Below are 24,348 nucleotides of genomic sequence, written 5' to 3' on the forward strand. Positions count from 1 at the left end.
CGCGGAAGGCGCTTGACGCGGGCAGAGGGCGAAAGGACAAGCCGGAAACAGATCCTAGCGCAGGCGGAAGGCGAACGGCAGCAATACCAGGGTCCTCACCGGCCGTCCGTTTTTTTTGCCGGGGATAAAACGCGTTTTGCGCGCGGCGCCGAGCGCAGCTTCCTCAAAGTAGCCTGACGGCTCGGCGGCATGGACGGCGCATTCCGTCGGGCGGCCCGTGCTGTCCACAATCAGGCGCACGACCACGCGGCCTTCAATCCTTTTCTTTTTGGCGTCCGGAGGATAGTCCGGTTTGGCGGGCCGCAGCACGGACGGCAGATGGTCCAGTTGTCCCGGCATGTAAAGCCCGGAACCTCCGCTTCCGCCTGTGCCCGCGCTGCTGGCCGCCGTGTCGTGCCGCGTACCCGTCCCGGCGGAACCTGCCGGTACGGTCGCGGCTTGGCCGCCTGATGCCTGCGGCGTCAACGGCCCGGCGGGAGATGGCATCCGTTCCTGGGGGGGCGCTGTGGGCCTTTTTTCGTTTTTCCCGGCGGCCTTTCCGGGAGAGCGTGTTTTTGCGGGCGCAACCGGGTGCGGCGTATCCGCGCTTTTATGCGTCACTGCGTTTTTACCGGCGGCGGGTTCGGCCGCCGGAGCGGGCGGGGGACCGGGGTCCTGGACGGGTGCGGTGTCCGGCGCACCGCCTCTTGTGCCTCCCGGCAGTCCCGCGCCTGTTCCCGCAGGGCTCATGTCGCCGAGGGCGACCAGAGCAACCCGATAGACCGGTTCTTCTTTCTCCACCTGATATGCGGCGAAGGCCAGAATGCCGCCCAGCAGGCAGAAATGCAGGCAGCAGGAAAGCAGCCAGCCTTTCCAGGCGCGGCCCGGACCGCGCGGCCGGGCGGGCGGGAACGCAAGCGCCGCGTTTCGCGTGCCCGGAACCGGCGCGGGTGCCTGATGTCCGTCCCAGACTGGGGGCAGGCCGTCCCGGCTGACTTGTGCCGCCTGGATTTCCCCGTGTTTCACGCCGTTTTTCCGCGTTTTTTGGGAGAGAGCAGGATGGCGGCCAGCAGAAAAGCGGCGGCAGTCAGTACAATGGCCGCACCGGGCGGCACGGAGAAATGGAAGGAGAACCAGAGCCCCGCCGCCGAAGCCGCCGCGCCCAGCAGGGCCGCCAGAATGAACATGCGGCGCAGGCTGTAGGTCAGTTGCAGGGCCGTGGCCGCCGGAGTGACGATAAGCGAGAAGATCAGCAGGCCGCCGATGGCCTTGAGGGCAAAGGCCACCACCAGCCCCATGAGAATCAGGCTGGCGTAGCGGATTTTACGGACCGGAATGCCGGAGGCCAGCGCCGCCTGCTTCTGGCCGATGATGGCCTGGATTTCTTTGAAAAATACAAAGATGAAGGCAAAGAGCAGCAAGGCCGTGCCGCCCATAAGCGCCAGATCAAGGCGGGTCACGGTGAGCAGGCTGCCCCAGATCAGGCTCAAGCCCTCGGTCCGCGCGCCGGGCAGCAAGCCAAGGGCCAGCATGGCCAGGCTCATGACCACGGAAAAGATCACGCCCATGGCCGTATCCAGACTGAAGCCGGGACGCTCGGCCAGCGGACCCACGGCTGAGGCCGCGCCCAGGCTGGCGGCCAAGCCTCCGGCCAGAGGCGGCAGGCCGAGCCAGAGGCCCAGCAGAGCTCCGGCAAAGGCCGCGTGGGATATGCACATGCCTACAAGGCTCATGCGCCAGAGCACCACAAAGACGCCCATGGCCCCGCACACGCCGCCGCCCAGCAGGGCCATGAGCAGGGCCCGTTGCAGGAATTCATAGCTCAGGAAGGATTCCAAAGCGCCTCCAACAGCAATCAACACTTCAAATGGGCTTAACGGCGAGTAATGCCGTCTCCGGCTGCTCGGGCAAGGATTTGCCTGAAAGCCTTGTAGAATATTTTAAACGTTACGTCGGCCGCATGCTTCGACTCTCGCGGCCGCCAGGGCAATTCGCCTGTTTAACGGTGAATTGCCCTAAAAAAGCGCTGCCTTGCGGCCGTTGCAGTCGGCGATGGCGATGGGCACGCCGTACAGGGAACTGAGCAGTTCCGGCTGCATGGCGTCCTTGACGTCGCCTTGCCAGATCAGCCGCCCTTCGCGCAGCATGGCGACCTTTCGGGCCAGATTGAAGACCGCGTTGAGGTCATGGGTCACCATAAAGACAGTCAGCGCAAAGTCCCGTCGCAGGGCGGCAACGGCGTTGAGAATATCCCTCTGGGCCTGCCAGTCCAAGGCGGCGGTGGGCTCATCCAGCAAAATCAGTTCCGGCTCCTGGGCCAGAGCGCGGGCCAGGGCCGTACGCTGGCGCTCGCCGCCGGACAGGTGGCCGATGGGACGGCCCGCCAGATCGGCCAGCCCCACGGTTTCCAGGGCGTGCATGGCCAGGTCCTTTTCCCTCGGGCCGGGTCGCCTGAACAGGCCGAGGCGGCCGTAGGTGCCGCCCAGCACGGATTCAAAGACCGAGAGCGGCATCTTGGGGTCAAGGTCCGAGGTCTGGAAAACGTGGGCGATTTTCAGACGGACGGCGGGCGCGGTTTTGGGCGTCACCGGCAGGCCCGCATACTCCGCGCGGCCCGTGGAGCAGGGCGTCAGGCCGTTGAACAGCCCCAGCAGGGTGGACTTGCCCGCGCCGTTGGGGCCGATCAGAGTCCAGAAGTCGCCGGGCGCGACTTCGAGTGTGATGTCGCGCAGTACGCGGCGCGGGCCGAATCTGACGTCCACCCCGATCAGACGGGCCAGAGCGCGGGGCCGGGCGGCGGCTGCCGTGTTACAGCCGTGCGAGCTGTTCCGCATTGGCGCGCAGCAGGCTGAAGTAATCCGGCACGTCCGGGGCGGAGCCGGGGAAATTGGACAGCACGAGATGCGGCACCTTCAGCTCCAGTGCCAGGGGCAGGCCCGCGTCCGCGCCGCTCTGCAGGTTGTCGATCACGCCGCGCACGTTTTTGTCACGCACGTTGTCCAGCAGGCCGGCCAGATTACCGGCGCTGAGGTCTTCGGCCCGGCCGTAGGTCCGCAGCACGTCCAGCCCGGCCCAGCGGGCGAATTCCGCCTGCATTTCAGCGGCCAGCACGGCCTTGCCCCGTACGGGCGCGAGCATGCGCCCGCATGCGGCAGCAGCGCCATCCACCCGCTCCAGGCGTCGGCGCATGCGCTGTTCCACCGCAGGGGCCTGATCCGGGGCAATGTCGATCAGCGCGGCGGCAATGCGGCGCACGGCCTCCTTTTGGTTTTTCGGCACCAGCCAGCTCCCGTGCGGACCCAGCGCCGTCACGCGCAGTCGCCGGTTGTCGATGGCCTCCAGCATGCCCGTGATCTGCGGCATGCGGCTCTGAAAGGTATGGATCAGCAGAAGGTCGGCCTTGGCCGCGAAAACGAAGTCCGAGGTTTTGGCGTTTTCATGGCCGGGACAGCTGGAACCCTGGATAATGGTGAGGATTTCGCTTTCTCCGGCCGTGAGATCTCTGGCGATGTCCTCAATGAGCGACGTACCGGCGATGATTTTCAGTGACCGGGCCTGCGGGGACGCAGCCGTCGCCAGAAAGACGGCCAGGGTCGCGCACAGCAGGAAAACCGGGGAAAGAATGGAAGTGACCCGCATGTCTCACTCCTGTTTGCAAGCGGCAAAATAATAGTGCTCCGCGCTTTCATCCGCCCGCATCTTTGAAAAACCTGCCTGGCTGAAGATTTTCTTCATCCCGTGCGGGCAGGGCAAATGGTCGCCGCATACCGCATGATGCTGATCGTGCAGGTCATTGAGTTTTTCCCGGCCGTCGATGTGCAGGACATAGGCCGCGCCTCCGGGCTTGAGCAGGCGGTAAAATTCACACGCCGTCGCTTCCTTGTCGCTGAAGTGGGGAAAGGCGGAAAAGCAGATCACCGCATCCACATAGCCGTCCAGCAGGGGAATGGCTTCCACGCCCGCATGCAGTATCCAGGCGTCGGGATGGCGTTGCGCGGCGCAACGCAGCATGGCCGCCGAGGCGTCCAGGGCGATGAGGCGGCCTTCTCCGCCGACCCGGCGGCGCAGAAAGGGCAGCAGCACCCCCTGGCCGCAACCGGCGTCCAGGACGGTCATGCCCCTGTCCAAATCCACACGCGCCAGCAGGCTCTCCAGACGCCGCAACTTTTCCGGGGAATAGTTGCGATCCTCCCAGCCTTCGGCATGGTCCTCAAAAAAATGCCGCCGCGCGGCGCAGTGTTCTTCGTCCACCATAAACGTTTCCATAAAAGTTCCAGGCTGACGAGGCCGCCGCTCCGGGCAAAGAGCGGCGGCCTCGAGAGGCGTGGGTCTAGAATTTGAGTTCAAATCCCGCCATGAAGGAGGTGCCGGGCATGTAATAAAGCTGCCGGTCCGTGTTGTCGGCGGTTTTCTGCATCGCGTAGGCGTAAGGCGTGTTCAGCACATTGTTGACGGCCACAAAGACCCGGCCTTCTTCCAGATGCAGGTCGTCGTAGCTGAAGAGGTAGTCCAGCCGCAGATTGACCACATTGATGTCCGGCAGTTTGTCCACGTCAGTAAATTCAGTGAACGTGCTGAGTCCGGCGCCGTTGGAGCGACGGGCCAAGGTAGCCGCATAAACGTTCTGCAGATGCTGGTAATCGCCGCTGAACAGGAAGTGTTCCCAGAACTTCCACTTGAAGCCCGTCTGGAGGGCGAAGCTGGGCGTATAGGGCATTTTGTCCGTGTTTTTGCCGTCGTCGCCCTTGGCCCAGGCCTTGAGCCAGGTGGCCCCGGCAAAAATTTCCAGCCCGTCCAGCGGGGTTACGCTGCCCGCCAGTTCCAGACCGTCGATCTTGTATTCGGCGGTGGAGGAATTGAAGAAGTTCATACTGGTAGGCGTCGATCCCCCCATATAGGCTCTGAGCCGGTCCCTGCCGTCGTCGTGAAAATAGGTGGCGCTCGCGCTGAACAGGCCGGGTTGGACATGGCTCAGGGCGACTTCGTAATGGTCCACCACTTCCGGTTTGATGTCCTTGGTGTTCAGGTAGCCGGGCAGGGACTGGTCAGCCAGAAAACCCTGCAAGATCACGGGGCTGGGATAATTGACGCCGCGCGCATAGGCGAAACTCAGATTGGTGTTGCCGTAGCCCAGCACCAGACCGGCCTGGGGCGAGGCTTGGTCCGAAAAAACATCGCTGGTGTACAGGCGGATGCCCGCCGAGGGCGTGACGTGGAAACCTTCTTCGCTGCCGAAGGTCTGGCTCACGGCCAGATAGGGGGAGAACAGGGTCTGCGTGGGAAAATCCCAGGATTTTGTGGTGTCGGTGGCGTATGTCCGCTGGTCGTTTTGCAGTTCCGTCACATCCAGGTCAAAACCGGCCACAATTTCATTGCCTTCCCAGAGGCTGAAGGTCTCCCGGCCACGCAAACCGTAGAGCACATTGGTCTGGCGGGAGGTGGCGGTCTCGCCGCTTTCGCCCCGGATATGGAAGAGGGTGTGGTTGTAATAGCCCTTCAGATAGCCTCGGGCATTGTCATAGGTGTTGTTCAGGGACAGCGTCACCAGGCTGGTGCCGGTGTCGTAGCGGTCAGCCATCAGGTAGGGGCCCTGGGTTCTGCTGCCCGTGACGGCATTGTTGGGCGATTGGGTTTCGGCGTCCACCCGGTTGGCCATGAGGCGCAGACTCCAGTTTTCGCTGAACTGGAAGCCCAGATTGGCGTAATAGCTGGCCTGATGGGCGGCGGTGTGTTCTTCGTGCCCCAAGGTGCTGATAAAGCTCTGCGCCGCGTAAATGTCCACGCCGTCTTTCTTCGCGCCCATGCCCAGGTTTTCGGCCACGGTGCCGAAGCTGCCCGCCTCAAAGCCCAGGCGGAACTCGTAGCCGTCTTCGGTCATGTATTTGGGAATGAAGTTGATCATGCCGTAGCCGCTGCCGAAGCGCGAGGGCTGGGGCGATTTGTAAATTTCCATGCCGCCCAGGGCGTAGACCGGAATGCCGTCGGCCAGGGCCTGGCCGTAAAGCACGCCGCTGCGGGGCACGTCGTCGAAAAAGATGCTCAGGTCCGGGCTGGGGTGGCTGGCCCCGCGTCCGCGAATATACAGGCTGGCGCCGGTCTGGCCGCCGATGATGTTCTTTTTCTGGTACATGACGCCCGGCACGTTGCGCAGGGCGTCATAAAAATCCAGGGAGTTCTGGAGCTGAATCTGTTCTTCGGTGAGCACATTGAACTGTGTGCCGAAGCGGGTCATGACCGGCACGGTGGGTGCCTGATCGACCACTCCGTAAATGGTTACCGGCGGCAGGGTGTACGCCGCCAGGCTGCCTTCGGTGAGCGCATCCTTGCGCCCGGCGGACTGCGCCGCTGCGGTATCTCCCGCGGCCGCCGGCATATTCCCCTCGGCCGCCGCCGGGCCTGCCGCCAGAACATGACACGCGGCCAGCGCGAGCATCAGCTTGAAAACCTTCCCCATGCCGAAACCTCCCCCTTGCGGCCTCCGGCCGCGTTTATTGTGGTGTTTCCCCCATGACGCGGCGCGTCAGTCTGTCGAAGTGCTACGTTTTTTATATGCGTATGCAAAATATGTTATGTATATAAAAAACGTGCTATCGAAGCTATGCTGATACAAGAGGCGAGTCAAGCCTGTTTTGAAAATAGGTGAGGTTGAAGCGGAAAGGGTGCGCCCGCCGCACATTGACGGCGACGGCGGCAATCTCTACAAGAAACGGAAACCGGCGGCGGCCCGGAAGCGCCGGACCAGCGCCGGATCAATGATGGTACGGCACCTTGCGCAGGATGCACTCCGCCCGGTACAGCTGCTCCAGCAGGACCACGCGGGCCAGCTCGTGCGGCAGGGTCATGGCCGAGAGGCTGATCAGGCGGTAGGCCCGGCCGCGCACGGCCTCGTCCAGGCCCCAGGCCCCGCCCACAATAAAGCAGGCCCGGCCGCGCGCCTCCTGGTCCAGTTGCCGCAGCAGGGCCGCCAGCTGCGGCGAAGTCAGACTGAGGCCGCGCTCGTCCAGCACCAGGGGCACGTCCTGCGGGGCCAGAGCCTCCAGAATCCGCCGGCCTTCCAAGGAGTTGCGCCGGTCCGGGGGCAGAGCCGCGTCCCCGTCGCGCACTTCCGTGCATTCCAGACGCCGCCAGCGCGTGATCCGCGCCAGATAGTGGGCGGCGGCGTCTTTCCAGAACGGCGTCTTCAGACGGCCCACGCTGATCAGCCGCAAAGGTTTGCCTGTCATGTTCGATTCCCCCTGCCGCGTGCTTGATCTTGAAGCTGCGGCCCGATGCCTGCGCCGGGGCGGCGTGGTGATTTTCCCCACCGAAACCTTTTACGGTCTGGGCTGTCTGGCCGCCGATGCGGCGGCCGTGGGCCGTATCTACCAGCTCAAGCGGCGGCCCGTCCAGCGGCCCCTGCCCTTGCTGGCCGCCGATGCGGCCCAGGCCGGAAGCGTGGTCCGGCTGGAAGCCGCGCCGCCGGAGCTGGTCGCGCGTTTCTGGCCCGGCCCGCTGACCCTGCTGCTCCCTGCCCGGCCCGGCCTGCCCGAACCTCTGCTCAGTGCGGGCGGCAAGGCGGCGGTGCGCGTCTCGCCGCATCCGCTGGCCGCCCGGCTGGCGCATCTGGCGGGCGGCGTGCTGACCGCCAGCAGCGCCAATCTGAGCGGGCGTCCCCCGGCCCGCACTCTGGAGGAATTGGACCCGGAACTGCTGTCCGCCCTGGCGGAATCGGGCGATGGGGGCGGCCTGCTGCCCGCCCTGAGCGAGGCCGAACAGCCCGCCGGGGGCGAGCCCTCCACCCTGGCGGAACCTTTGCCGGAACCGCTGCCCGAATCTCCGGCGGGCGAGGAAGGCGGTTGCGCGCGCCTGCGCCTGTTGCGTGTCGGCGCTGTCGGCGTTCGGGCACTCACGGATGCGGGCTTTCTTTGTCTGTAGGTCAGGGCGTCGGCCGTTCCCGGCATGGAGACTTTACGCCTCCCGGCGTTTAGGCCGCCTGCCCGCGCCGGAGGCGGCCCAAGCCGGAGCGAAGCGAGAACCCTGATGCCCGGAGGGCAGAATAAAACAACGGGCGAAGAGCGGAATGGCCCGGCCCGGCGCTGTACCTTGCGGCGCGGGCCGGACTGGCTTACCATACGGCCGCACTTCATTTTTCCGGGAAAGCGCATGAAGAAAGACGTGATCTGCCCGCATTGCGGCAAGCCCTACAGTTGTTACCGCAATCCCACGCCCACCACGGACGTGGTTATTTATGAGCCGGGACGCGGCGTGGTGATCATTACGCGGGCCAATCCTCCTTTGGGCTATGCCCTGCCCGGCGGTTTTATCGACGAGGGCGAACAGGCCGAGGCCGCCGCTGTGCGCGAAATGCGCGAGGAAACCGGTCTGGATGTGGAACTGACCGGCCTGCTGGGCGTCTATTCCCGCCCGGACCGTGATCCCCGTCAACATACCTTGAGCGTGGTCTTCACCGGCAGGCCCCGTGATCCCGAAGCCCTGCGCGCCGGAGACGACGCGGCCGGAGCTGCTTTTTACCCGCCGGACGATCTGCCGGAACCACTGGCTTTTGACCACGCCCGCATCCTGGCCGACTTCCGCGAGGTTCTCGCGGGACGGCGGACGCTGGGCGCGGTGGAGCTCCCGGCGCGAAAAGGGGATTGCTGATGGGCTACGCCAACCTGAACCAGTGCCTGGCGGATCTGGAGGCCCAAGGGCAGCTCCGGCGCGTGGATGTGGAACTGGACCCCTATCTGGAACTGGCCGCCGTGCAGCGCCGGGCATTCCGGGCCAAGGCCCCGGCTCTGCTCTTCACCAGAGTCAAGGGCACGCGTTTTCCCATGCTGGCCAATCTCTTCGGCACGCGCGAGCGTTTGCGCTATATTTTCCGGGACAGTCTGCGGGCCGTGGACGCCGTGCTGGCGGCCAAGGCCGATCCCGCGGCGGCCCTGCGGCGGCCCTGGCGTTCGCTGGCCGCGCTGCCCGGACTGGTCCGCATGCTGCCGCGCGCGAAGCGGAACGGCGGCGCTCCGGTGCTGGAGTGCAACTGCAATCTCGCCGATCTGCCGCGCCTGACCTGCTGGCCGGGCGACGGTGGACCCTTCATCACCCTGCCCCTGGTCTATAGCGAAGACCCCTGCCGCCCCGGCCTGAACACCTCCAACCTGGGCATGTACCGGGTGCAGCTAGCGGGCAACGCCTACGCGCCCGACGAGGCGGGCCTGCATTATCAGATCCACCGGGGCATCGGCGCGCACCACGCCAATGCCATCGCCAGGGGTGAGGAACTGCCGGTGCATGTCTATGTGGGCGGCCCGCCCGCGCTGAGTGTGGCGGCGGTCATGCCCCTGCCCGAGGGACTCTCGGAACTGCGCTTCGCCGGTCTGCTGGGCGGACGCCGGGTGGAATTGGCGCGCGCCCCGGAGCTGCGTTTGCCCGTTCTGGCCGAGGCGGATTTCTGCATCAGCGGGCGTCTCGTGCCGGGGCTCAAGCCCGAGGGGCCCTTCGGGGATCATGTGGGCTACTACAGCCTGCGGCACGATTTCCCGGTGCTCAAGGTGGACGCCGTGTACCACCGGCGGGACGCGGTCTGGCCTTTTACCGCCGTGGGCCGCCCGCCGCAGGAGGATACGGTTTTCGGCGACTTCATCCACGAACTCACCGCGCCCCTGGTGCCCCAGGTTTTCCAGGGCGTGCGCGAGGTGCATGCCGTGGATGTCGCCGGGGTGCATCCTCTTTTGCTGGCCCTGGGCAGCGAGCGTTACACTCCTTACGAGGCGCGGCGCAGGCCGCGCGAACTGCTCACGGCGGCCCTGCATCTGCTGGGGGCCACCCAGACCGCCCTTGCCAAATACGTGTTGCTGGCCGCGCATGAGGACGCGCCTGGCCTGTGCGCCCGCGACGTGCCCGCTTTTCTGCGCCACCTGTTGGAGCGGACCGACTTCAGCCGCGACCTGCATTTCCTGACCCGCAGTACCAGCGATACCCTGGATTATACGGGCTGCGGCCTGCACGAAGGCTCCAAGCTGATCTGGGCCTCGGCCGGGGAAAAACGGCGCGAGCTGGGCCTGGAACTGCGCGGCGCTCCGGATCTGCCCGAGGGCTTTTCCGAGCCGCGTGTGGCCGGACCGGGCCTGCTGGTCGTGCGCGGCCCGGCGCACTCGCTGGAGCGCGGCGAACCGGACCCGCGTATGGAGGAACTGGCCCGCCGCCTGGAAGCCTGGCCCGAGCGGGAGGCCTTTCCGCTGGTGGCCGTGGTGGACGATGCCGCTTTCTGCGCCGCCGGGCTGGACAATTTTCTCTGGGTGGTCTTCACCCGTTCGGACCCGGCCACGGACAGCTACGGCGCGCATGCCCAGACACGCGCCAAGCACTGGTCCTGCGCTGCGCCCCTGGTTCTGGACGCCCGCCTCAAGCCCTTCCATGCCCCCCCTCTGGAAGAGGATCCGGCCGTCACGCGCGGAGTGGAAGCGCTGGCCGCGCCGGGTGGCCCTTTGCATGGATATTTTTAAGGAAACACTGATTCATGGTCTTTTTGCCCTCCGCCTGTGTCGGGCTCACACCGTGCGGTGGTCGAATATGTTTGAATATGCTCCCTCCGCCCGGAGTTCGCCCTTCTTGGCGGAGAATAAAAATCTTCATTAATCAGTATTTCCTTTATGTTTTAATCGCGGGGGAGGCCGTGGAATGAAAATCGCCTTATTGCAGTGCAACAGCGTCACCGGCGACGTGGCCGGCAATCAGGAGCGCATTCTGGAGGCCGCGCGCCAGGCCGCGCGGGAAGGGGCGGACTTGTGCGTCACGCCGGAGCTGGCCCTCTGCGGCGTGGCTCCCGGCCACTATCTGCGCGCCGTTGATTTCGCCCAGGGCTGCCGTACGGCCCTGCGGAATCTGGCCGAGGCCCTGAAGGACGGGCCGCCCCTGCTGGTGGGCGCGCCGGTGCCCAGCGTCTATGCCGCCGGTCTGCTCTCCAACGCGGGCGTGCTGGTGGACAAGGGCCAGTGGCAGGTGGCTTCGCGCAAGGTCTATCAGAATATGGGCCGGAATTCGGGCCAGGACGACGACGTGCGCTATTTCGACCGCGGGGTGTCCTGCGGCATCCTGAGCCTGGGCGGCTGGCGGCTGGGCGTGGTGCTCTGCGAGGACGCCGTGGCCGAGGACGGCGCGTTCTGGAAAACCCAGTACGCCAGTGGCCATAATCCGCTCATGGAGCTGGTCCAGCGCGGGGTGGACGCCGTGGTGCACATGGCCGCCGCGCCCTATTGCGTGGGCGCGCAGGAGGCGGGCGAGCACATGCTTTCGCATGTGGCGGCCCGGCATCACATACATCTTTTTTCGGTCAATCCGGCGGGCGGCAACGACAGCCGCGTGTACAACGGCCAAAGTCTGGCCTTTGACCCCACCGGCCAGCTCCTGGCGCGCGGCAAGGCCTTTGCCGAAGACGTGCTGGTGGTGGACACGGCCCGGGGGTCCGGCAGGGTGGAGGAGCTTTGCCGAAGCGCCGAGGAAGCCGGTTGGCGCGCCCTGACTTTGGGCACGCGCGACTTTGTGCGCAAGTGCGGCGCGGAACGAGCCATTTTGGGGCTTTCCGGCGGCATGGATTCGGCCCTGGTCTGCTGCATCGCGGTGGAAGCCCTGGGCGCGGACAAGGTCACCGGCGTGCTGATGCCCTCGCCGTACACCAGCGAGGATTCGCTGACCGACGCCCGTCGGCTGGCGGACAATCTGGGCGTGTCCACCGTGATCCTGCCCATTGAGCCTCTGATGCAAGCCTTTGAAGCGACGCTCAAGCCGGGCCTGGATCTTTTCCCGCCGTATGCGGGCGAGGTGACCTTTGAAAACGTGCAGGCCCGCATCCGGGGCACGCTGCTCACGTCCCTGGCGAACCGGGCCAGGGCCCTGGTGCTGAACACCGGCAACAAGAGCGAAGGGGCCATGGGCTACTGCACCCTGTACGGCGACGCCGTGGGCGCGTTGGGGGTCATCGCGGATCTGACCAAAAGCCAGGTCTATGCCGTGGCCCGCTGGTACAATGCCCACCGGGGCGCGGAGATCATCCCGCGGAACGTCTTTGACAAAGCGCCTTCCGCCGAATTGCGGCCCGGCCAGAAGGATGCGGACAGCATCCCCCCTTACGAGGAGCTGGACCCCATGCTGGAGGAACTGCTGGAGCCTACCGCCCAGGGGCAGGACAAGCCCATGAGCGATGTCTGCCGCGAGGTGCGCGACAAGCTGTTCCGGGCGGAATTCAAGCGCCGCCAGGAACCGTTGGCCCTGCACGTGAGCCGCGTGCCCTTCGGCGCGGGCTGGCAGGCGCCGGTGGCCGGGCGCTACCGGCTGCCGTAAGCGGGTCCGGGCGAAGCTGTCGGCAGGGCAATTGAATGAATAGAACGAAAAAGAAAAATACTCTTGCGTCAGCCTTCCTGTACCTTTGCGGTTATTTTACAAAATCCGCCTTTTCCGCGCGGGCGGCGTTACCGGCGCATTTTTGATGCTCACATACTCAAGTATGCTCCGCTCAAAAACGTGCCGCTGCCTTGCCCGCACGAAAAAATCGCCAATTTTGCAAAATTCCCGCAAAACCAGCCCCCGCTCACTTGCCGACTGCGTCGGCTGTGTTCGCGGATTTAAGGAAGGCACACGTATGGATGCAAATGAATATCCGACGATTAAGGCATTCATTCGATTGCCCTGAAGGGGCCGGGCTTTTCCCTTGAAGCCCGGCGCGCAGTGGAGTAAAACCAGTTCTCAAACAACGCAGTTCCATCAGCTGGAGGATGTCATGGCGGAAGCACCGGAGAAAAACCTGGCCCTTGATATTGTACGCATCACCGAGGCCGCGGCCCTGGCATCAGCCCGCTGGCTTGGCCGCGGCGACAAGGAGGCCGGGGACGGCGCGGCCGTGGACGCCATGCGCATCAGTTTTTCCACCCTGCACATCGACGGCATGGTGGTCATCGGCGAGGGTGAGAAAGATAATGCGCCCATGCTCTACAACGGCGAAAAGGTGGGCATGGGCGACGGTCCGCGTCTGGACGTGGCCGTGGACCCGGTGGAAGGCACCAATCTGCTGGCCTACGGGCGGCCCAACGCCATTTCCGTGGTGGGCGTGGCCCCCAAGGGCAGCATGTTCGATCCCGGTCCCAGTTACTATATGCAGAAGCTGGTGGTGGCGCGCGAGGCGCGCGACGTTATCGACCTGGACGCGCCGGTCAGGGTCAACCTGGACAATGTGGCCAAAGCCATGGGCAAGAGCGTGCAGGATCTGGTGGTCTTTGTGCTGGACAAGCCGCGTCACCAGCGCCTGATCGAGGAAATCCGCGCCGCCGGGGCGCGCATCCAGTTGCAGACCGACGGCGACGTGGCCGGATCGCTGATGGCTGTGGACCCGCGTTCCGAAGTGGACGTGATGATGGGCACGGGCGGCACTCCGGAAGGCGTGCTGGCCGCCTGCGCCATCAAGGGCATGGGCGGGCAGATTCTGGCCCGGCTGGACCCGCAGTCCTATGTGGAAAAAGAGGCCATCAACGAGACCGGTATAGATCTGCGCGAAGTGCTCACGGTCAATGACCTGGTGCGCAGCGACGACTGTTTCTTCGCCGCCACGGGCATTTCCGGCGGCGACTTTTTACGCGGCGTGCGCTACAGCGCCCGCCACGCGGTGACTCATTCTCTGGTTTTGCGCGGCAAAACCGGCACACTGCGGTATGTGGAGTCCTATCACAATATGGACAGACTCTCTAAATTTAGTGCGGTTCGGTATTGAATGAATAACGGTTATCACAGAACGCCGACGTTGCTGCGTCGGCTTTTTCGGGCCGGGCTGGCTTTGGTCGCGGTGCTGGTCGCGACCCTGAGCCTGACGCCGGTCCTGGCCCAGGACGCCCTGGCGGCGCGCGCCGTCCAGAAAAAGGCCGCCCAGGCCGTCACGGTGTATGAAAATCAACCGCCGGTCACCGACAAGGAACTGGTGGGTTTTCTGGAAATTCTGCCCCGCTTCCGGGCCTGGGCCAAGGAGCACAAGGAAGAGGCCCATCCGGTCTTGCGCAACGGCAAGGCGGACTTCCTCTATTCGCCCCAAGCGGCGGAATGGGTGCGCGCCCAGGGCTGGGACCCGGTACGCTTTTTCTGCGTCATGGGCCGCATGGCCGCGGCCCTGGTCATTGTGGAAGAAGGCAACGACATGAGCGGCACCCGCCCGCGCGACATGCCCGGCGTCACCGAGGAAGAGCTGGCTCTGGCCCGTCGCCACCTGGGCACCATGCTCAAGGCCGGGGGCAATGCGCCGCCCATCAACAGATAGAATTCGCTTATTTCAAAAGTGAATTGCTTCAGAGCGGATTACCTTTGAAATGCTGCACATTCCAGAGGTAAAAACACGCTTACTTTGCCGCTTGGCTATGCTGTCCTCGCCCGTAAAGCTCGAAGACTCGCTAACGGGAGAGGCAACAGCGCAAATAAATTGCGCTTCGGCTTCGTAGCAGAAGGCTGCTCTCGCAGCCCCCTTAGAGCATTTCAACCTTGAAATGACCTGACTTCCGCGTCTGATCGCGGCGGAAGCCAAGAGAGCCGCTTCGGAACACATCCGGAGCGGCTCTCTTGGCTTCTTGCGTTATGGAATAAATCAGTTGGCGGAAGAGGGCGCGGCGGGCGCGTTTTCCTGTTCCTCACTTTGCGGCAGCGGTTGGGGAGCGGCCTCGGGCGTTGCCGCGGGCGCGGGAGTGGTCGTCTGCTCCGGCCCGGCTTCGCGCGCGGTTTCCGGCAGGGGCTCGACGGCTTGCGGCGTTTTCGGCTGTGTTTCAGGCCGGGCGGCCTCGGGCTGCGCTGCCGGTTCCGGCGCGGGTGCGGCATTCTCCCGTGCCTGGTCCGAGGCCTGGTTCGGGGCCTGGTCCGGCAGAGTTGCTTCCGGCGCGGCCGGGACGGGCGGCGTGCCTTCTTCCTGCGGCGTCGCGGGCGCGGCGGGCGTCACGGCGTTTTCCGGCATTGTCGGCATCCGGATGTCCTGGAGGCGGCTCAGATGGGCCTCAGGCAGGGCCGCCAGCTCCGGCGCGAGCATCAGGGCCGCCGGCTGGGTGAGAATCACGGCCACCAGAGTGCAGAACAGCAGCGCGCCGCCCGGATGGTCCCGCCGGATAAAACGGGTCATGGCCACGGCGGCCAGCAGGCAGAGCGTGCCGAGCACGGGCAGGGCCTTGAGCCCCAGAATCATTTCGCGCTGTTCCGGGCTGAGGGGCCAGGAGAAAAAGCGCGCCATCCAGTCCAGGGAAAAGCCGAAGCTCGCCGCTACCAGGGCCATGCCCGCGTGCAGCAGGCAGAGAGCCGCGATGAGGTAAAACAGGCGGCTGCCCAGATGGGGCAGGCGCAGCAGGGCCTTGCCCAGCAGGGGCGCGGCCAGGCAGGCCAGGCAGACTGCCACGCTCTGGAGTTGCGCCATGGGCATGAACAGGCTCAGCAGGCAAGCCAGCACCATGCTTATCCAGACAAAGGCCGAACCGGCGCGTTCCGCTCGGGAGGCCTTGAGATCGCTCCAGGCTGAGCGCAGCACCCGTTGCCAGGAAACGCAGACCACCATGCCGATCCAGGGCACAAGGCCCAGACCGGCCACGGCCAGGGGCAGCCACCAGCGGGCGGTCACCGGGCCGTGCCATTGCCTCACTGTGGCGAACAGGCCTTGCATATAGCCTTCGGCGTTGGTCCAGAGGATGATCCCGCCCAGCCAGAGGGCCAGAAGCAGCAGAAGGAGGACAAAGCCGGTCAGGGCGTCCAGAGCCTGGGCCCGGCGGAAGGTGGCCCGCCAGAGCAGGAAGAGGGCGCTGGCGAGCAGGGGCAGCAAGAGATGGAAGAGCCCGCCGGTCAGGCCTGCCAGACCGGCCAGCACAAAGCCCGCCGGTAGGTAGAACCAGGCGCGTTGCGCCTGCCAGCCCCGGCAGAAGCAGATCAGGGAGAAGAGCAGCAGCGCGGCCGCCAGAGCCGCCGGACCCGTGAAATGGGCCAGAGGCGCGAAAATAGGCATGCAGAGCAGAATCAGCCCGGCGGCCAGGGCCGCCTTGGAGCCGAAGCCCGCCGCGCGGCTCAGGCCCCAGACGCCCAGCAGAGCCAGGGCGGCTGCCAGAGCCCCGGACAGGGGAAAGAGCAGGGCGGGCGGGAGCAGCGCGGCAAGGGAGGCCAGAAACCAGGTGAAGCCCGGCCACTGCGCCGCCAAACCCGCCGCCGACTCCATTGCCAGGCCCGCCCCTGGGGCGAGCCATTGCCCGTCCTGCTGCGCGTGCAGGAAGATCTGGATGTTCCGGACCTCTGCCGGGCAATACAGGGCGTCGCCCCGCCAGCCCTGCCAGAAATCCGGCCAGGCCTGGGCCGCCAGCACTGTCAGCAGCACCAGGGGGCCCAGGCAGCAAAGGGCCTGGAAGAATTTTTCGGCCTGGCCAGCGGGGGGGACCGGCGCGGCCTGTTTTTCCGCGCGCGGCGGCACATGGCCGCCCTTATTTTTATCGGCGTGTGTGCCATCCGGCGTTGCGTCAGCTTCCGGCTGACCGGCAACGGCGTCCTGTCCGTCTGGTCCTGTCTGTTCGGGCGTCGTGCCCGTAGCGGCCGTGTGATCCGGCGTTGCGGCCCGCGTGGTCTCCGGAGCGGCGTCGGGCATGGCGTCCGTCCTGCTCTCCGGCGAAGCGTCCGGGGAAGGGGTGGGGGCTTTGTCTGAAGTCATGGCGTCGCTCCTTGCTGCAAGGGGTGGATGCTTTTAGGAATCACTGATTAATGTTTTTTTTGCCCTCTGCCTGCGTCCGGCTCATTCCGTGCGAAGGCCGGGTTTGAATATGCTCCCTCCGCCCGCGGTTCGCCGTCCTTGGCAGAGAACAAAAATCTTCATTACTCAGCGCTTTCTTAGAACAGATTGCCTTTGAGAATTGACATTCTCAAAGGTGACGCTGCCCTCAGCCTATCGTCGCTGTCGTCATCCGTAGCGCTGCTGTCTTGATCCGTAACACGGCTTCGCCGTGAACGGCTCAAACAAGCCGCCCAGCGGCAACGGCTGACGCGCGGCGGGAACGCGGCCCTGCCTTGGCTTTCGGCGCGGGCGTCTGCTTTCGTAGCCGCTGGAGCAAAGTAACTTTTCAATGTTACTTTGTCTCAAAACCCTATCGGCCAAGGCCCGCTGCCGGGCCGTCCAGCAGCACATGGCGGGAATGGCGGCCGTCCAGCTCCAGTTCAAGGCCGTGCCCGTTCCGCGTCAAGGCGGAAGACAGGTCCTGGCCGCCGCCGATGTCCCGGACAGTGCGCGCCGTAATACCGGCGGGCAGTGCCAGGGGGAAAATGCGTTTTTCAGCGGAAAAGTTGGCTGCCAGCAGCCAGCAGCCGCCCGAGGGCAGGGCGCTGAGCACGGCCACGCAGCCCGGCGGTCCGCTGAATACCGCCAGCAGTTTGCCCTCTGCCAGACCCGCGTCGCGGCGGGCGCGCAACAGGCGGGCCATACTGTGCAGAAAACTTTGTCTGTCCGCCCATTGCTGTTCCAGAGCGCCGAAAGCCGACGGCGCGTCAGGTGCGACGCCGCCCGGATTGCCGCCCCAGAGAGGCGTCAGGCCCAGGCTGGCGGGCAGATCCGCCGTGGAGCGCGACAGGTCCAGCGCCCCGCTGAGATCCTGGGGGCTCACAAAACTCAGGCCCGGCAGGCCCACACGCCAGCCCAGCAGCAAAAGGCAGGCTTCGCGCAGGGCCGCGCTTTTGCCGCTGCCGTCCACCGCCGAAGCCGATGCTTCCGCCGGTTTCAGGCCCAGAGCGCGCGCGGCCAGAGAGGCGGGCGTGGTCCAGAGTTGCACGGCCTCGGGCGGGGCTCCGGCCAGACGCTGCGCCTTGCGGATCAGTTCCCGGCCCTGCGGCAGGTCCAGCAGGGGCCGCCAGTCCACGGCCTGCCAGTCGTGCAGACCGCGCGCCAGGCGGCTCTGGTCCACGCCGGAGGCCTGTGAGGCGCGCAGCAGGGCTGCCAGCGGGGCCGCGTCGCCGCTGAGCAGGGCATAGGCGGCGGCCGCCGGGGTGATGCTGTCGCGGCTGAAATCCACGGCCCCGGCCAGCACAACGGGCGTGAGCGAGGGCGGCAGCACGTCGTCCTGCATGGCCCAGCCGCCGTAGCGATGCACTTCGCGCGCGGCTTCATCCAGAGCGTCCAGGCCCGGCGTCAGTCGGGCGAAGCGGGCCGCATCCGCGCCGCCGGGATGGGCCGCCTGCGCGGCGGCCGCGTCTTCAGCCGCTCCGGCGGGCACGTCCAGGCCCATGAGGGCTTCCAGGCGCAGGCCGGTCAGGGTCTGCTGCTGCAGGCCGGTATGCCGGATGATGGCGGCGGAAAAAATGCGCCTGGCTTGGCCCGATGGGTCCTGCCAGAGCAGCACCGGCCGCAGGGCGTCGCCGCTGTAGCGGTAGACCCAGCGCCGGATCCGGCCGTCGGCCCCGCGCACTTCGCCGGTCGCGGCCCAGCCGCCGGGCGTGGCCCAGGGCAGGGAATCGCGCACCAGGGCGTCGGGCAAAAGGCCGCGCTGGGCCAGTTGCGCCACGGCTTCGGGCCGCAGGGGCAGGCATTCCCACTCGTCCGGCAGGCGGGGCAAAAGATCCCAGTCTTTCTGCGGCACCGCGATCATGGCGTAGATGCCGTCAAAGCGCGCGGCCCGCCGCGCCTGAAGAATGAAGTCCGGTCCCAGGCCCGTGGCTGCCGGGGGCAGCTCGCCGCCCATCTGGATCTGCAACGGTTCCAGGCGTTGAGCCAGTTTTTCGAAGTCCGCGTCCGAGCCCAGGGCCGGGTCAAAACGCAGGGAGGCGACGTTTTCCCCGCCGGGCGAGGACTGGTTGTGCTTGTTCCAGAGGTCGCCGCGCTCGCCGGTGGGGGAGACGAACAGCCCCTTGAGCCCGGCCTGGGGCAGCGCGTCCGGAAAACCGGCCCCGGTCCCTCCGGCCAGGGCGCGGAACACGGGCTGTCCTGTGCTGACGGTGTACGGATTGAGCGCGAACCAGTTGGGCGCGGCCCCCAGCAGCACAGGCAACCGCCGGGCCGTGCTGCTGTTGCGCCAGATGCGTTCCGTGCCGGAAACCTGGGCGGTGAGTTCGGGTGCTGCCCCGAGCATGGATTGCCGCTCAAGCCATTGCAGATAGCCGGGGTCGGCTCTGGGCAGGCCGTTGCTTGCGGCCTGGGCCGCCGTTGCTCCGGAGGCCGGGCGCGCCGCGTGTTTTGAGGGCGTGCAGGCCGCCAGGCAACAGACTAGGCAAGAGGCCAGACAACAGGCCATGACGGCCGACAGAAGGACGGGCAGCCCGGCCGACCGTCCGGCCCTGGAGGAAGCTGAAGGTCGCGTCCGTAGCGGCATGGGCCGTCTCCGTCAGGCCTTGGCGGCGGATTGGGCTTCTTCCTCCGCCTTGGCCGCGTTCCAGAGCTCGTCCTTGTCGTCCAGGGAAAGCTCCGTGAAGTCCCGGCCCTGCTCCCGGGCCAGTTCTTCCATGCGGGCGAAGCGGCGCAGGAAACGCAACGTGGCCAGATCCAGAGCCTCATTGGCCTTGATGCCTTTGCGGCGGCCCAGCTCCGTAATGCTGAACAGCAGATCGCCCAGTTCGTGCTTCTGGGCCTCCGCGTCGCCGTTGGCCGAGGCGTCGAGCCATTCCAGCCATTCGGCCTCCACCTGCTGTTCCACTTCTTCGTCCTCGGGCCAGGTGAAGCCCGCGCGCGCGGCCTTGGAGTGGATGCGGTAGGCCTTGACCAGGGGCGGCAGGCTGGCGGGCAGGCTGTCGAAAATGCCCTGGGGCGCGCCGTCGGCGTCCGCGTGTTCGGCGCGTTTGATGGCCTCCCAGGTTTTGAGCTGCTCGTCCAGGTTTTCAAAGACCGTGTCCCCGAAGACGTGCGGATGGCGGCGGATCATCTTGGCCCGGCTGGTGTTCAGGGCGTCGCTGAAGTTGAATTGCCCCCGCTTTTCGCACAAACGGGCCACGAAGAGCAGCAGAAAGGCCACATCGCCCAGCTCTTCGCGGATGTCGTCCGTTTTGCCCGAGCGGATGGCGCTGACCAGCTCGTGACTTTCCTCAATAATGTAGTCGGCCAGGCTTTCCGGGCTCTGTTCCTTGTCCCAGGGGCAGCCGTCCGGGCCCGTCAGGCGTTCGATGACGTTCTGCAACTCTTCCAATGCGCTTTTTTCCATAACGCTGTGCATCCTTGGTATGAGTATGGGCATATGACGCGCCGGTTCAGATTCCCAGGCGGGACACGAGATCGGGCGGCAGCCAGGTGCGCACCTGTTCCATCAGGGCGTTGAAATAGGGCAGGACGCGCGAATGCTGCATGAACGGCGCGTCGTGAAAGAATTTTTGCAACACCAGCAGCGCCAGCGCGCAGAGCAGCACGCCCTTGGCCAGGCCCAGCAGGCCGCCCGCCAGCCTGTCCGCCCAGGAGACGAAGGAAAATGAAAGGATTTTCTGCAGCAGGCGGGCCAGCACGGCCACGACCAGAATCACGGCCAGAAAGATCAGCACGTAGGCGGCGATGGTCCGCCAGGCCGGGTCGGCAATGGCCGTGAGGCGCGGGGACAGCAGGGAGTGATAGGCGTGCGCGGCCCAGAAGCCGCCCACCAGCGAAACCACCCCGGCCACTTCGCCCACAAAACCGTGCACAAAGCCCCGTCCGGCAAAAAAGACCAACGCCAGGACGATGATCAGATCAAAAATGTCTTGCCCCATATGCGGTTCCCTCAGCCTCCGCGACGCACCATAGCAGAAGCGCCGCTGTGAGACAATGCGGCCCGCTGTACAGCCCCCGGACGTTGGGCTATATTCCTTCGCGTGAAATACGTATCCGCAGCATCCGCCCCGGCGGAATCTCAGGGGCCCGGAGGGCAGAGCGCCGCTCTTGAGGCCTACACGCCGGAAATCAGCGTGGCCGCGGCGGGGCGGCAATGGCGCCTGACGCGGGCCGCCGATCTGGAGGAACTCTGGGATGCCATGACCGCCGATCCTCATAATTTCGAGGACGAGCGGCTGCCCTACTGGACTGAGCTCTGGCCCTCCAGCGTGGCTCTGGCCGGCTGGCTGGCGGCCCGGCAAGAGGAGATCGCGGGCCGCGCCTGCCTGGATCTGGGCTGCGGCCTGGGACTCACCGCTCTGGTGGGCCAATGGCTGGGCGCGCGGGTCACGGCTGTGGATTACGAGGAAGCCGCCCTGCATTTCGCGTCGCGCAACGCGGCTCTCAATGGCGTGACGCCGCCGTGCTGGGCGCTCATGGACTGGCGGCGCCCGGCGGTGCGTGCACGGAGCATGGCGCGGATCTGGGGCGGGGACATCATGTATGAGAAGCGTTTTGTGGCGCCGGTGCTGCGCTTTCTGGAGCATGCCCTGGCCCCGGACGGCGCGGCCTGGGTGGCCGAGCCGGGGCGCTCAGTGTATGAGGCTTTTCTGCACGCCCTGCACAGCGGCGGCTGGCAGGGGCGGCGTGTGCATACCGCGCGGGTGGAGCCCCTTTATGCCCAGCCCGTGCCGGTGACCGTGCAGGTATGGGAAATCCGGCGGCGGGCGGACTGAGCGCGCACGGGCTGGAATTATTTCTACAGACGGCAGGCGGAATGTATGGGCAAACTGGCGCGTTTCGGCGTATCGCTGGATGAGGATTTATTGGGGCCTTTTGACGCGCTCTGCGCGCGCAAGGGCTATTCCAACCGTTCGGAAGCCATCCGGGACCTGATCCGCAAGGCTCTGGTCGAAGAGGACTGGCGGACATCCCAGGGGCAGGGCGCGGGCACGCTGACCCTGGTCTACGACCACCACAAAAACGATCTGGCGCGGCGGCTGATGCGTATTCAGCACGACGACCACGACATCATCGTGACCACCCTGCATGTGCATCTGGATCATTACAACTGCCTGGAGGTGCTGGTGCTCAAGGGCGAGGCCGAGCGCGTGCGGGCTCTGGCCGACCGGCTGATCTCCTGCCGCGGCGTCAAACACGGCACGTTCAGCGTGACCACAACCGGACAGGATCTGGCCTGATGGAAGACGTACAAAGCCATGCCCCCACAGTGCCTCTGAATATCGACCGCGTGGGTGTGCGCGAACTCAGGCTGCCCCTGCTGGTGCGCGATCGCGCCCGGGGCAGCCAGCAGACCGTGGCCAGCGTGGACCTGGGCGTGGACCTGCCTTCGGCCTTCAAGGGAACCCACATGAGCCGTTTTGTGGAAGCCCTGGAGGAGTGGAATGAGGAAATCAGCTACCAGTCGGTGCGCCGCCTGCTGGAAAACATCAAGGAACGCCTGGGCGCGCGGCGGGCCTGGGCGCGCTTCAGTTTTCCCTATTTCATCCGCAAGGCGGCCCCGGCCTCGGGCAGCCCCGGCACCGTGGCCTATGCCTGCCGCCTTACCGGCGAACTGGGTGAAAACGGGCAGTCCTTTCTGCTGGATCTGGACGTGCCGGTGATGACCGTCTGCCCCTGCTCCAAGGCCATCAGCCGTGAGGGCGCGCACAGCCAGAGGGCCATCGTGCGCATGCGCGTGCGCATGACCGGCTTTTCCTGGCTGGAGGAATTCATCGAGATGGCCGAAGAGTCGGGTTCCTCGGCGGTCTATACCCTGCTCAAGCGCGAGGACGAAAAATTCGTCACCGAGCACGCCTTTGCCGCCCCGGCCTTTGTGGAGGACGTGGTGCGCAATGTGGCGCAGCGCCTTTCCCGGCACACGCATGTGGACTGGTTCAGCGTGGAGGTGGAGAGCATGGAGTCCATCCACAACCATAACGCCTTTGCCCGCATCGAACGCAGTCTGGCCGCATCCGGAGCCCGGAAAGGCGCTCGGCCTTAGGGTTTGGCGGATCCGGTCCGGCACGGGAAAAAGCGTTTTGCAGTGGGCTGATTTTATGCTATGAGAGCCGCTAAGGTGTAAATGATGAGCGGCATTACCGGCAGTATGAATCTGGGCGCGTCGGCCATGAATGCCCATTCTTGGGGTATGGCTGTTACGGCGCACAATGTGGCCAACGTGAACACGGCGGGCTTTGCGCCGCAACACGCGGTCTATGCCACGGGCCCCGGCGGCCGGGGCGTGCGGCTGGATGCCGTGCTTCAGGATTCCGGCGTTGCCGGACGGCTTCCCGCCGAGGTCCGCAATAACCCGGCCGTATCCACCGCTCCGGCGTCCATGGAGTCGGACTTTGTTAATCCCGGCGGCACGGATCTGGGGCGTGAAATGACGCAGATGATCTCCACGCAGCGGACCTATGAGGCCAACGCCCAGGTTGTCCGTACCGGCGACGCCATGCTGGGGACGCTGCTGGATCTTAAGGCCTGAATGACGCAATTACCGGAATGGGCGGGATGGACCTGCCCGTTTTTTTATCCCGTTGCCCGCCGCTTGCCGGTGGGACGGTCATTGCCGGAATGGCTTGCATTGAAAATGTCTGAATGCTCTGTGCGGATTTCTACAAGATCCGCGCCGCGAAATTGTCGCAAGGTGAATTGACTTCTTCGGTACGCGGCAATTTCAAGCGCAACATGCTGGGAATGGAGTGCGAATGGGTAAATATCTGAAACTGTGTGCGCTGATTATGGGCTGCGGCCTGGCTTTCGGGTGCGCGGCCAAACAGAATGCCGCCGATGAGAATATGCGTGTGGAGCGCTTCCGCCGTTCCTATGAGGCGGCTCTGGACGAAGACCAGGCCCAGGCCAGCAGGCAGCTGTTGCGCAAGGCCCGTTCGGCCATCGGGACCCCCTATGTGCGGGGCGGGTCCAGTCCGGGCGGTTTTGACTGCTCGGGCTTTGTCTGCTGGGCCTACAAAAGCGTGGGCGTGCAGTTGCCGCGCACCGCGCGGGAGCAGTCTGCGGTGGGCCAACGCATTAAGAATCAGGAAGATATGCGCGCCGGTGACATTGTGGCCTTCCGCCATCCCCGCCGGGGTTATCACACGGGTATTTACGTGGGGGACGGCAAATTCATCCACAGCCCGCGCCGCCGCACCAAAGTGCGGATCAACTCTCTCAGTGACCCCTATTTCAGCAGCACTTTTCTGGGCGCGCGCCGTGTGAATTTTGAAGGCAATGAAAACCTGGTGGCCCAGGCCGAAAGCCGTCTCAACGACTATGCCGAGGAAAAAGCCGTGCGCGAACTCTCCGTGCAGAAAAAAAGCCCGGCCAAATCCCGCCGCAGTGTGAAAACACGCCGCGCCTCCCGCGACAAAGTGGTGCAGGTCGCCAGCAACGATACGCGGCGCAGCGCCAAGGCCGCACCCGCCAAGGCAGCCAAGGTTGGAAAAAGCAAGGCCGAGCGCGCTTCCAAGGGCGGCAAAACCGCTGCCCGTGCCTCCGATAAGAAAGCCTCTCCCAAGGTGGCCTCCTCTTCCCACCAGAAAAGTAAAAAATCTTCCGGCACCAAGAGCCGCAAGCAATCATAGGTATAT

The 24,348-nt window shown here is 65.4% G+C and carries 22 protein-coding genes; 11 read left to right on the top strand and 11 right to left on the bottom strand.

Translation table 11 applies throughout. The features are described from left to right. Window positions 1-54: 54 nt before the first annotated feature. From HMPREF0326_RS06915 to HMPREF0326_RS06945, 7 genes are all read right to left on the bottom strand, one after another. Complete coding sequence (locus HMPREF0326_RS06915; protein ID WP_008685336.1) at window positions 55-1,005, bottom strand: energy transducer TonB; 951 nt, start codon at window positions 1,003-1,005, stop codon at window positions 55-57. After that, window positions 1,002-1,817: a metal ABC transporter permease gene (locus HMPREF0326_RS06920; protein WP_008685338.1), complete on the bottom strand. Its 816-nt coding sequence runs from the start codon at window positions 1,815-1,817 to the stop codon at window positions 1,002-1,004. The genes HMPREF0326_RS06915 and HMPREF0326_RS06920 overlap by 4 nt, the downstream gene beginning before the upstream one ends. A gap of 177 nt (window positions 1,818-1,994) precedes the next feature. Beyond that, window positions 1,995-2,813 (bottom strand): metal ABC transporter ATP-binding protein, encoded by an 819-nt coding sequence (locus tag HMPREF0326_RS06925; RefSeq protein ID WP_008685340.1) that lies wholly within the window; start codon window positions 2,811-2,813, stop codon window positions 1,995-1,997. Continuing rightward, on the bottom strand, window positions 2,788-3,618 hold the full coding sequence (locus HMPREF0326_RS06930) for a metal ABC transporter substrate-binding protein (protein WP_008685342.1): 831 nt from the start codon (window positions 3,616-3,618) through the stop codon (window positions 2,788-2,790). Before HMPREF0326_RS06930 ends, HMPREF0326_RS06925 begins: the two co-directional genes overlap by 26 nt. A 3-nt stretch (window positions 3,619-3,621) precedes the next feature. Beyond that, window positions 3,622-4,245, bottom strand: a complete 624-nt coding sequence (locus HMPREF0326_RS06935) for a class I SAM-dependent methyltransferase (protein WP_020990362.1) — start codon at window positions 4,243-4,245, stop codon at window positions 3,622-3,624. A gap of 64 nt (window positions 4,246-4,309) precedes the next feature. Next, window positions 4,310-6,433: a TonB-dependent receptor gene (locus tag HMPREF0326_RS06940; RefSeq protein WP_020990363.1), complete on the bottom strand. Its 2,124-nt coding sequence runs from the start codon at window positions 6,431-6,433 to the stop codon at window positions 4,310-4,312. 295 nt (window positions 6,434-6,728) lie between these two features. Beyond that, window positions 6,729-7,202: a 23S rRNA (pseudouridine(1915)-N(3))-methyltransferase RlmH gene (locus HMPREF0326_RS06945; protein ID WP_008685352.1), complete on the bottom strand. Its 474-nt coding sequence runs from the start codon at window positions 7,200-7,202 to the stop codon at window positions 6,729-6,731. Between HMPREF0326_RS06945 and HMPREF0326_RS06950 the strand changes: the two genes are divergently transcribed. From HMPREF0326_RS06950 to HMPREF0326_RS06975, 6 genes are all read left to right on the top strand, one after another. Continuing rightward, on the top strand, window positions 7,201-7,893 hold the full coding sequence (locus HMPREF0326_RS06950) for an L-threonylcarbamoyladenylate synthase (RefSeq protein ID WP_020990365.1): 693 nt from the start codon (window positions 7,201-7,203) through the stop codon (window positions 7,891-7,893). The two genes, HMPREF0326_RS06945 and HMPREF0326_RS06950, sit on opposite strands and share 2 nt — an antisense overlap. Window positions 7,894-8,121: 228 nt before the next feature. Next, window positions 8,122-8,619 (top strand): NUDIX domain-containing protein, encoded by a 498-nt coding sequence (locus HMPREF0326_RS06955; RefSeq protein ID WP_020990366.1) that lies wholly within the window; start codon window positions 8,122-8,124, stop codon window positions 8,617-8,619. Then, window positions 8,619-10,463 carry a UbiD family decarboxylase gene (locus HMPREF0326_RS06960; protein WP_020990367.1) on the top strand — a complete coding sequence of 615 codons (1,845 nt, stop codon included), beginning with the start codon at window positions 8,619-8,621 and terminating at the stop codon, window positions 10,461-10,463. The genes HMPREF0326_RS06955 and HMPREF0326_RS06960 overlap by 1 nt, the downstream gene beginning before the upstream one ends. Window positions 10,464-10,638: 175 nt before the next feature. Beyond that, a complete protein-coding gene (locus HMPREF0326_RS06965) occupies window positions 10,639-12,297 on the top strand; it encodes an NAD+ synthase (protein WP_008685357.1) in 1,659 nt (552 codons plus the stop codon). Between the two features lie 436 nt (window positions 12,298-12,733). After that, a complete protein-coding gene (gene glpX, locus HMPREF0326_RS06970) occupies window positions 12,734-13,717 on the top strand; it encodes a class II fructose-bisphosphatase (RefSeq protein WP_008685362.1) in 984 nt (327 codons plus the stop codon). Next, window positions 13,718-14,254, top strand: a complete 537-nt coding sequence (locus HMPREF0326_RS06975) for a hypothetical protein (RefSeq protein ID WP_008685364.1) — start codon at window positions 13,718-13,720, stop codon at window positions 14,252-14,254. Window positions 14,255-14,575: 321 nt separating this feature from the next. Here the strand turns inward: HMPREF0326_RS06975 and HMPREF0326_RS06980 are convergent, their stop codons facing one another. From HMPREF0326_RS06980 to HMPREF0326_RS06995, 4 genes are all read right to left on the bottom strand, one after another. Continuing rightward, window positions 14,576-16,654, bottom strand: a complete 2,079-nt coding sequence (locus HMPREF0326_RS06980) for a hypothetical protein (protein WP_008685365.1) — start codon at window positions 16,652-16,654, stop codon at window positions 14,576-14,578. 430 nt (window positions 16,655-17,084) lie between these two features. Next, on the bottom strand, window positions 17,085-19,295 hold the full coding sequence (locus HMPREF0326_RS06985; protein ID WP_020990368.1) for a hypothetical protein: 2,211 nt from the start codon (window positions 19,293-19,295) through the stop codon (window positions 17,085-17,087). A gap of 12 nt (window positions 19,296-19,307) precedes the next feature. Next, the gene (gene mazG / locus HMPREF0326_RS06990) at window positions 19,308-20,117 is read right to left on the bottom strand and encodes a nucleoside triphosphate pyrophosphohydrolase (protein ID WP_008685368.1); all 810 of its coding nucleotides are present in this window, start codon (window positions 20,115-20,117) and stop codon (window positions 19,308-19,310) included. A 46-nt stretch (window positions 20,118-20,163) separates the two neighbouring features. Beyond that, the gene (locus HMPREF0326_RS06995) at window positions 20,164-20,652 is read right to left on the bottom strand and encodes a CvpA family protein (RefSeq protein ID WP_008685369.1); all 489 of its coding nucleotides are present in this window, start codon (window positions 20,650-20,652) and stop codon (window positions 20,164-20,166) included. 102 nt (window positions 20,653-20,754) lie between these two features. Between HMPREF0326_RS06995 and HMPREF0326_RS07000 the strand changes: the two genes are divergently transcribed. The 5 genes from HMPREF0326_RS07000 (at window position 20,755) to HMPREF0326_RS07020 (ending at window position 24,342) form a co-directional block, all read left to right on the top strand. Continuing rightward, window positions 20,755-21,489, top strand: a complete 735-nt coding sequence (locus HMPREF0326_RS07000) for a class I SAM-dependent methyltransferase (protein ID WP_008685370.1) — start codon at window positions 20,755-20,757, stop codon at window positions 21,487-21,489. Window positions 21,490-21,534: 45 nt separating this feature from the next. After that, window positions 21,535-21,954 (top strand): nickel-responsive transcriptional regulator NikR, encoded by a 420-nt coding sequence (nikR, locus tag HMPREF0326_RS07005; RefSeq protein WP_008685371.1) that lies wholly within the window; start codon window positions 21,535-21,537, stop codon window positions 21,952-21,954. Further along, the gene (gene folE2, locus HMPREF0326_RS07010) at window positions 21,954-22,757 is read left to right on the top strand and encodes a GTP cyclohydrolase FolE2 (protein WP_008685372.1); all 804 of its coding nucleotides are present in this window, start codon (window positions 21,954-21,956) and stop codon (window positions 22,755-22,757) included. Before nikR ends, folE2 begins: the two co-directional genes overlap by 1 nt. Before the next feature lie 84 nt (window positions 22,758-22,841). Then, entirely contained in the window at window positions 22,842-23,243 is a 402-nt protein-coding gene (locus tag HMPREF0326_RS07015) for a flagellar basal body rod protein FlgC (protein ID WP_008685373.1), read from the top strand. 223 nt (window positions 23,244-23,466) lie between these two features. Then, entirely contained in the window at window positions 23,467-24,342 is an 876-nt protein-coding gene (locus HMPREF0326_RS07020) for a C40 family peptidase (RefSeq protein ID WP_020990369.1), read from the top strand. Window positions 24,343-24,348: the final 6 nt, after the last annotated feature.

Origin of the sequence: Desulfovibrio sp. 3_1_syn3, from assembly GCF_000145315.2 — a bacterium.
GTDB lineage: Bacteria > Desulfobacterota > Desulfovibrionia > Desulfovibrionales > Desulfovibrionaceae > Desulfovibrio > Desulfovibrio fairfieldensis.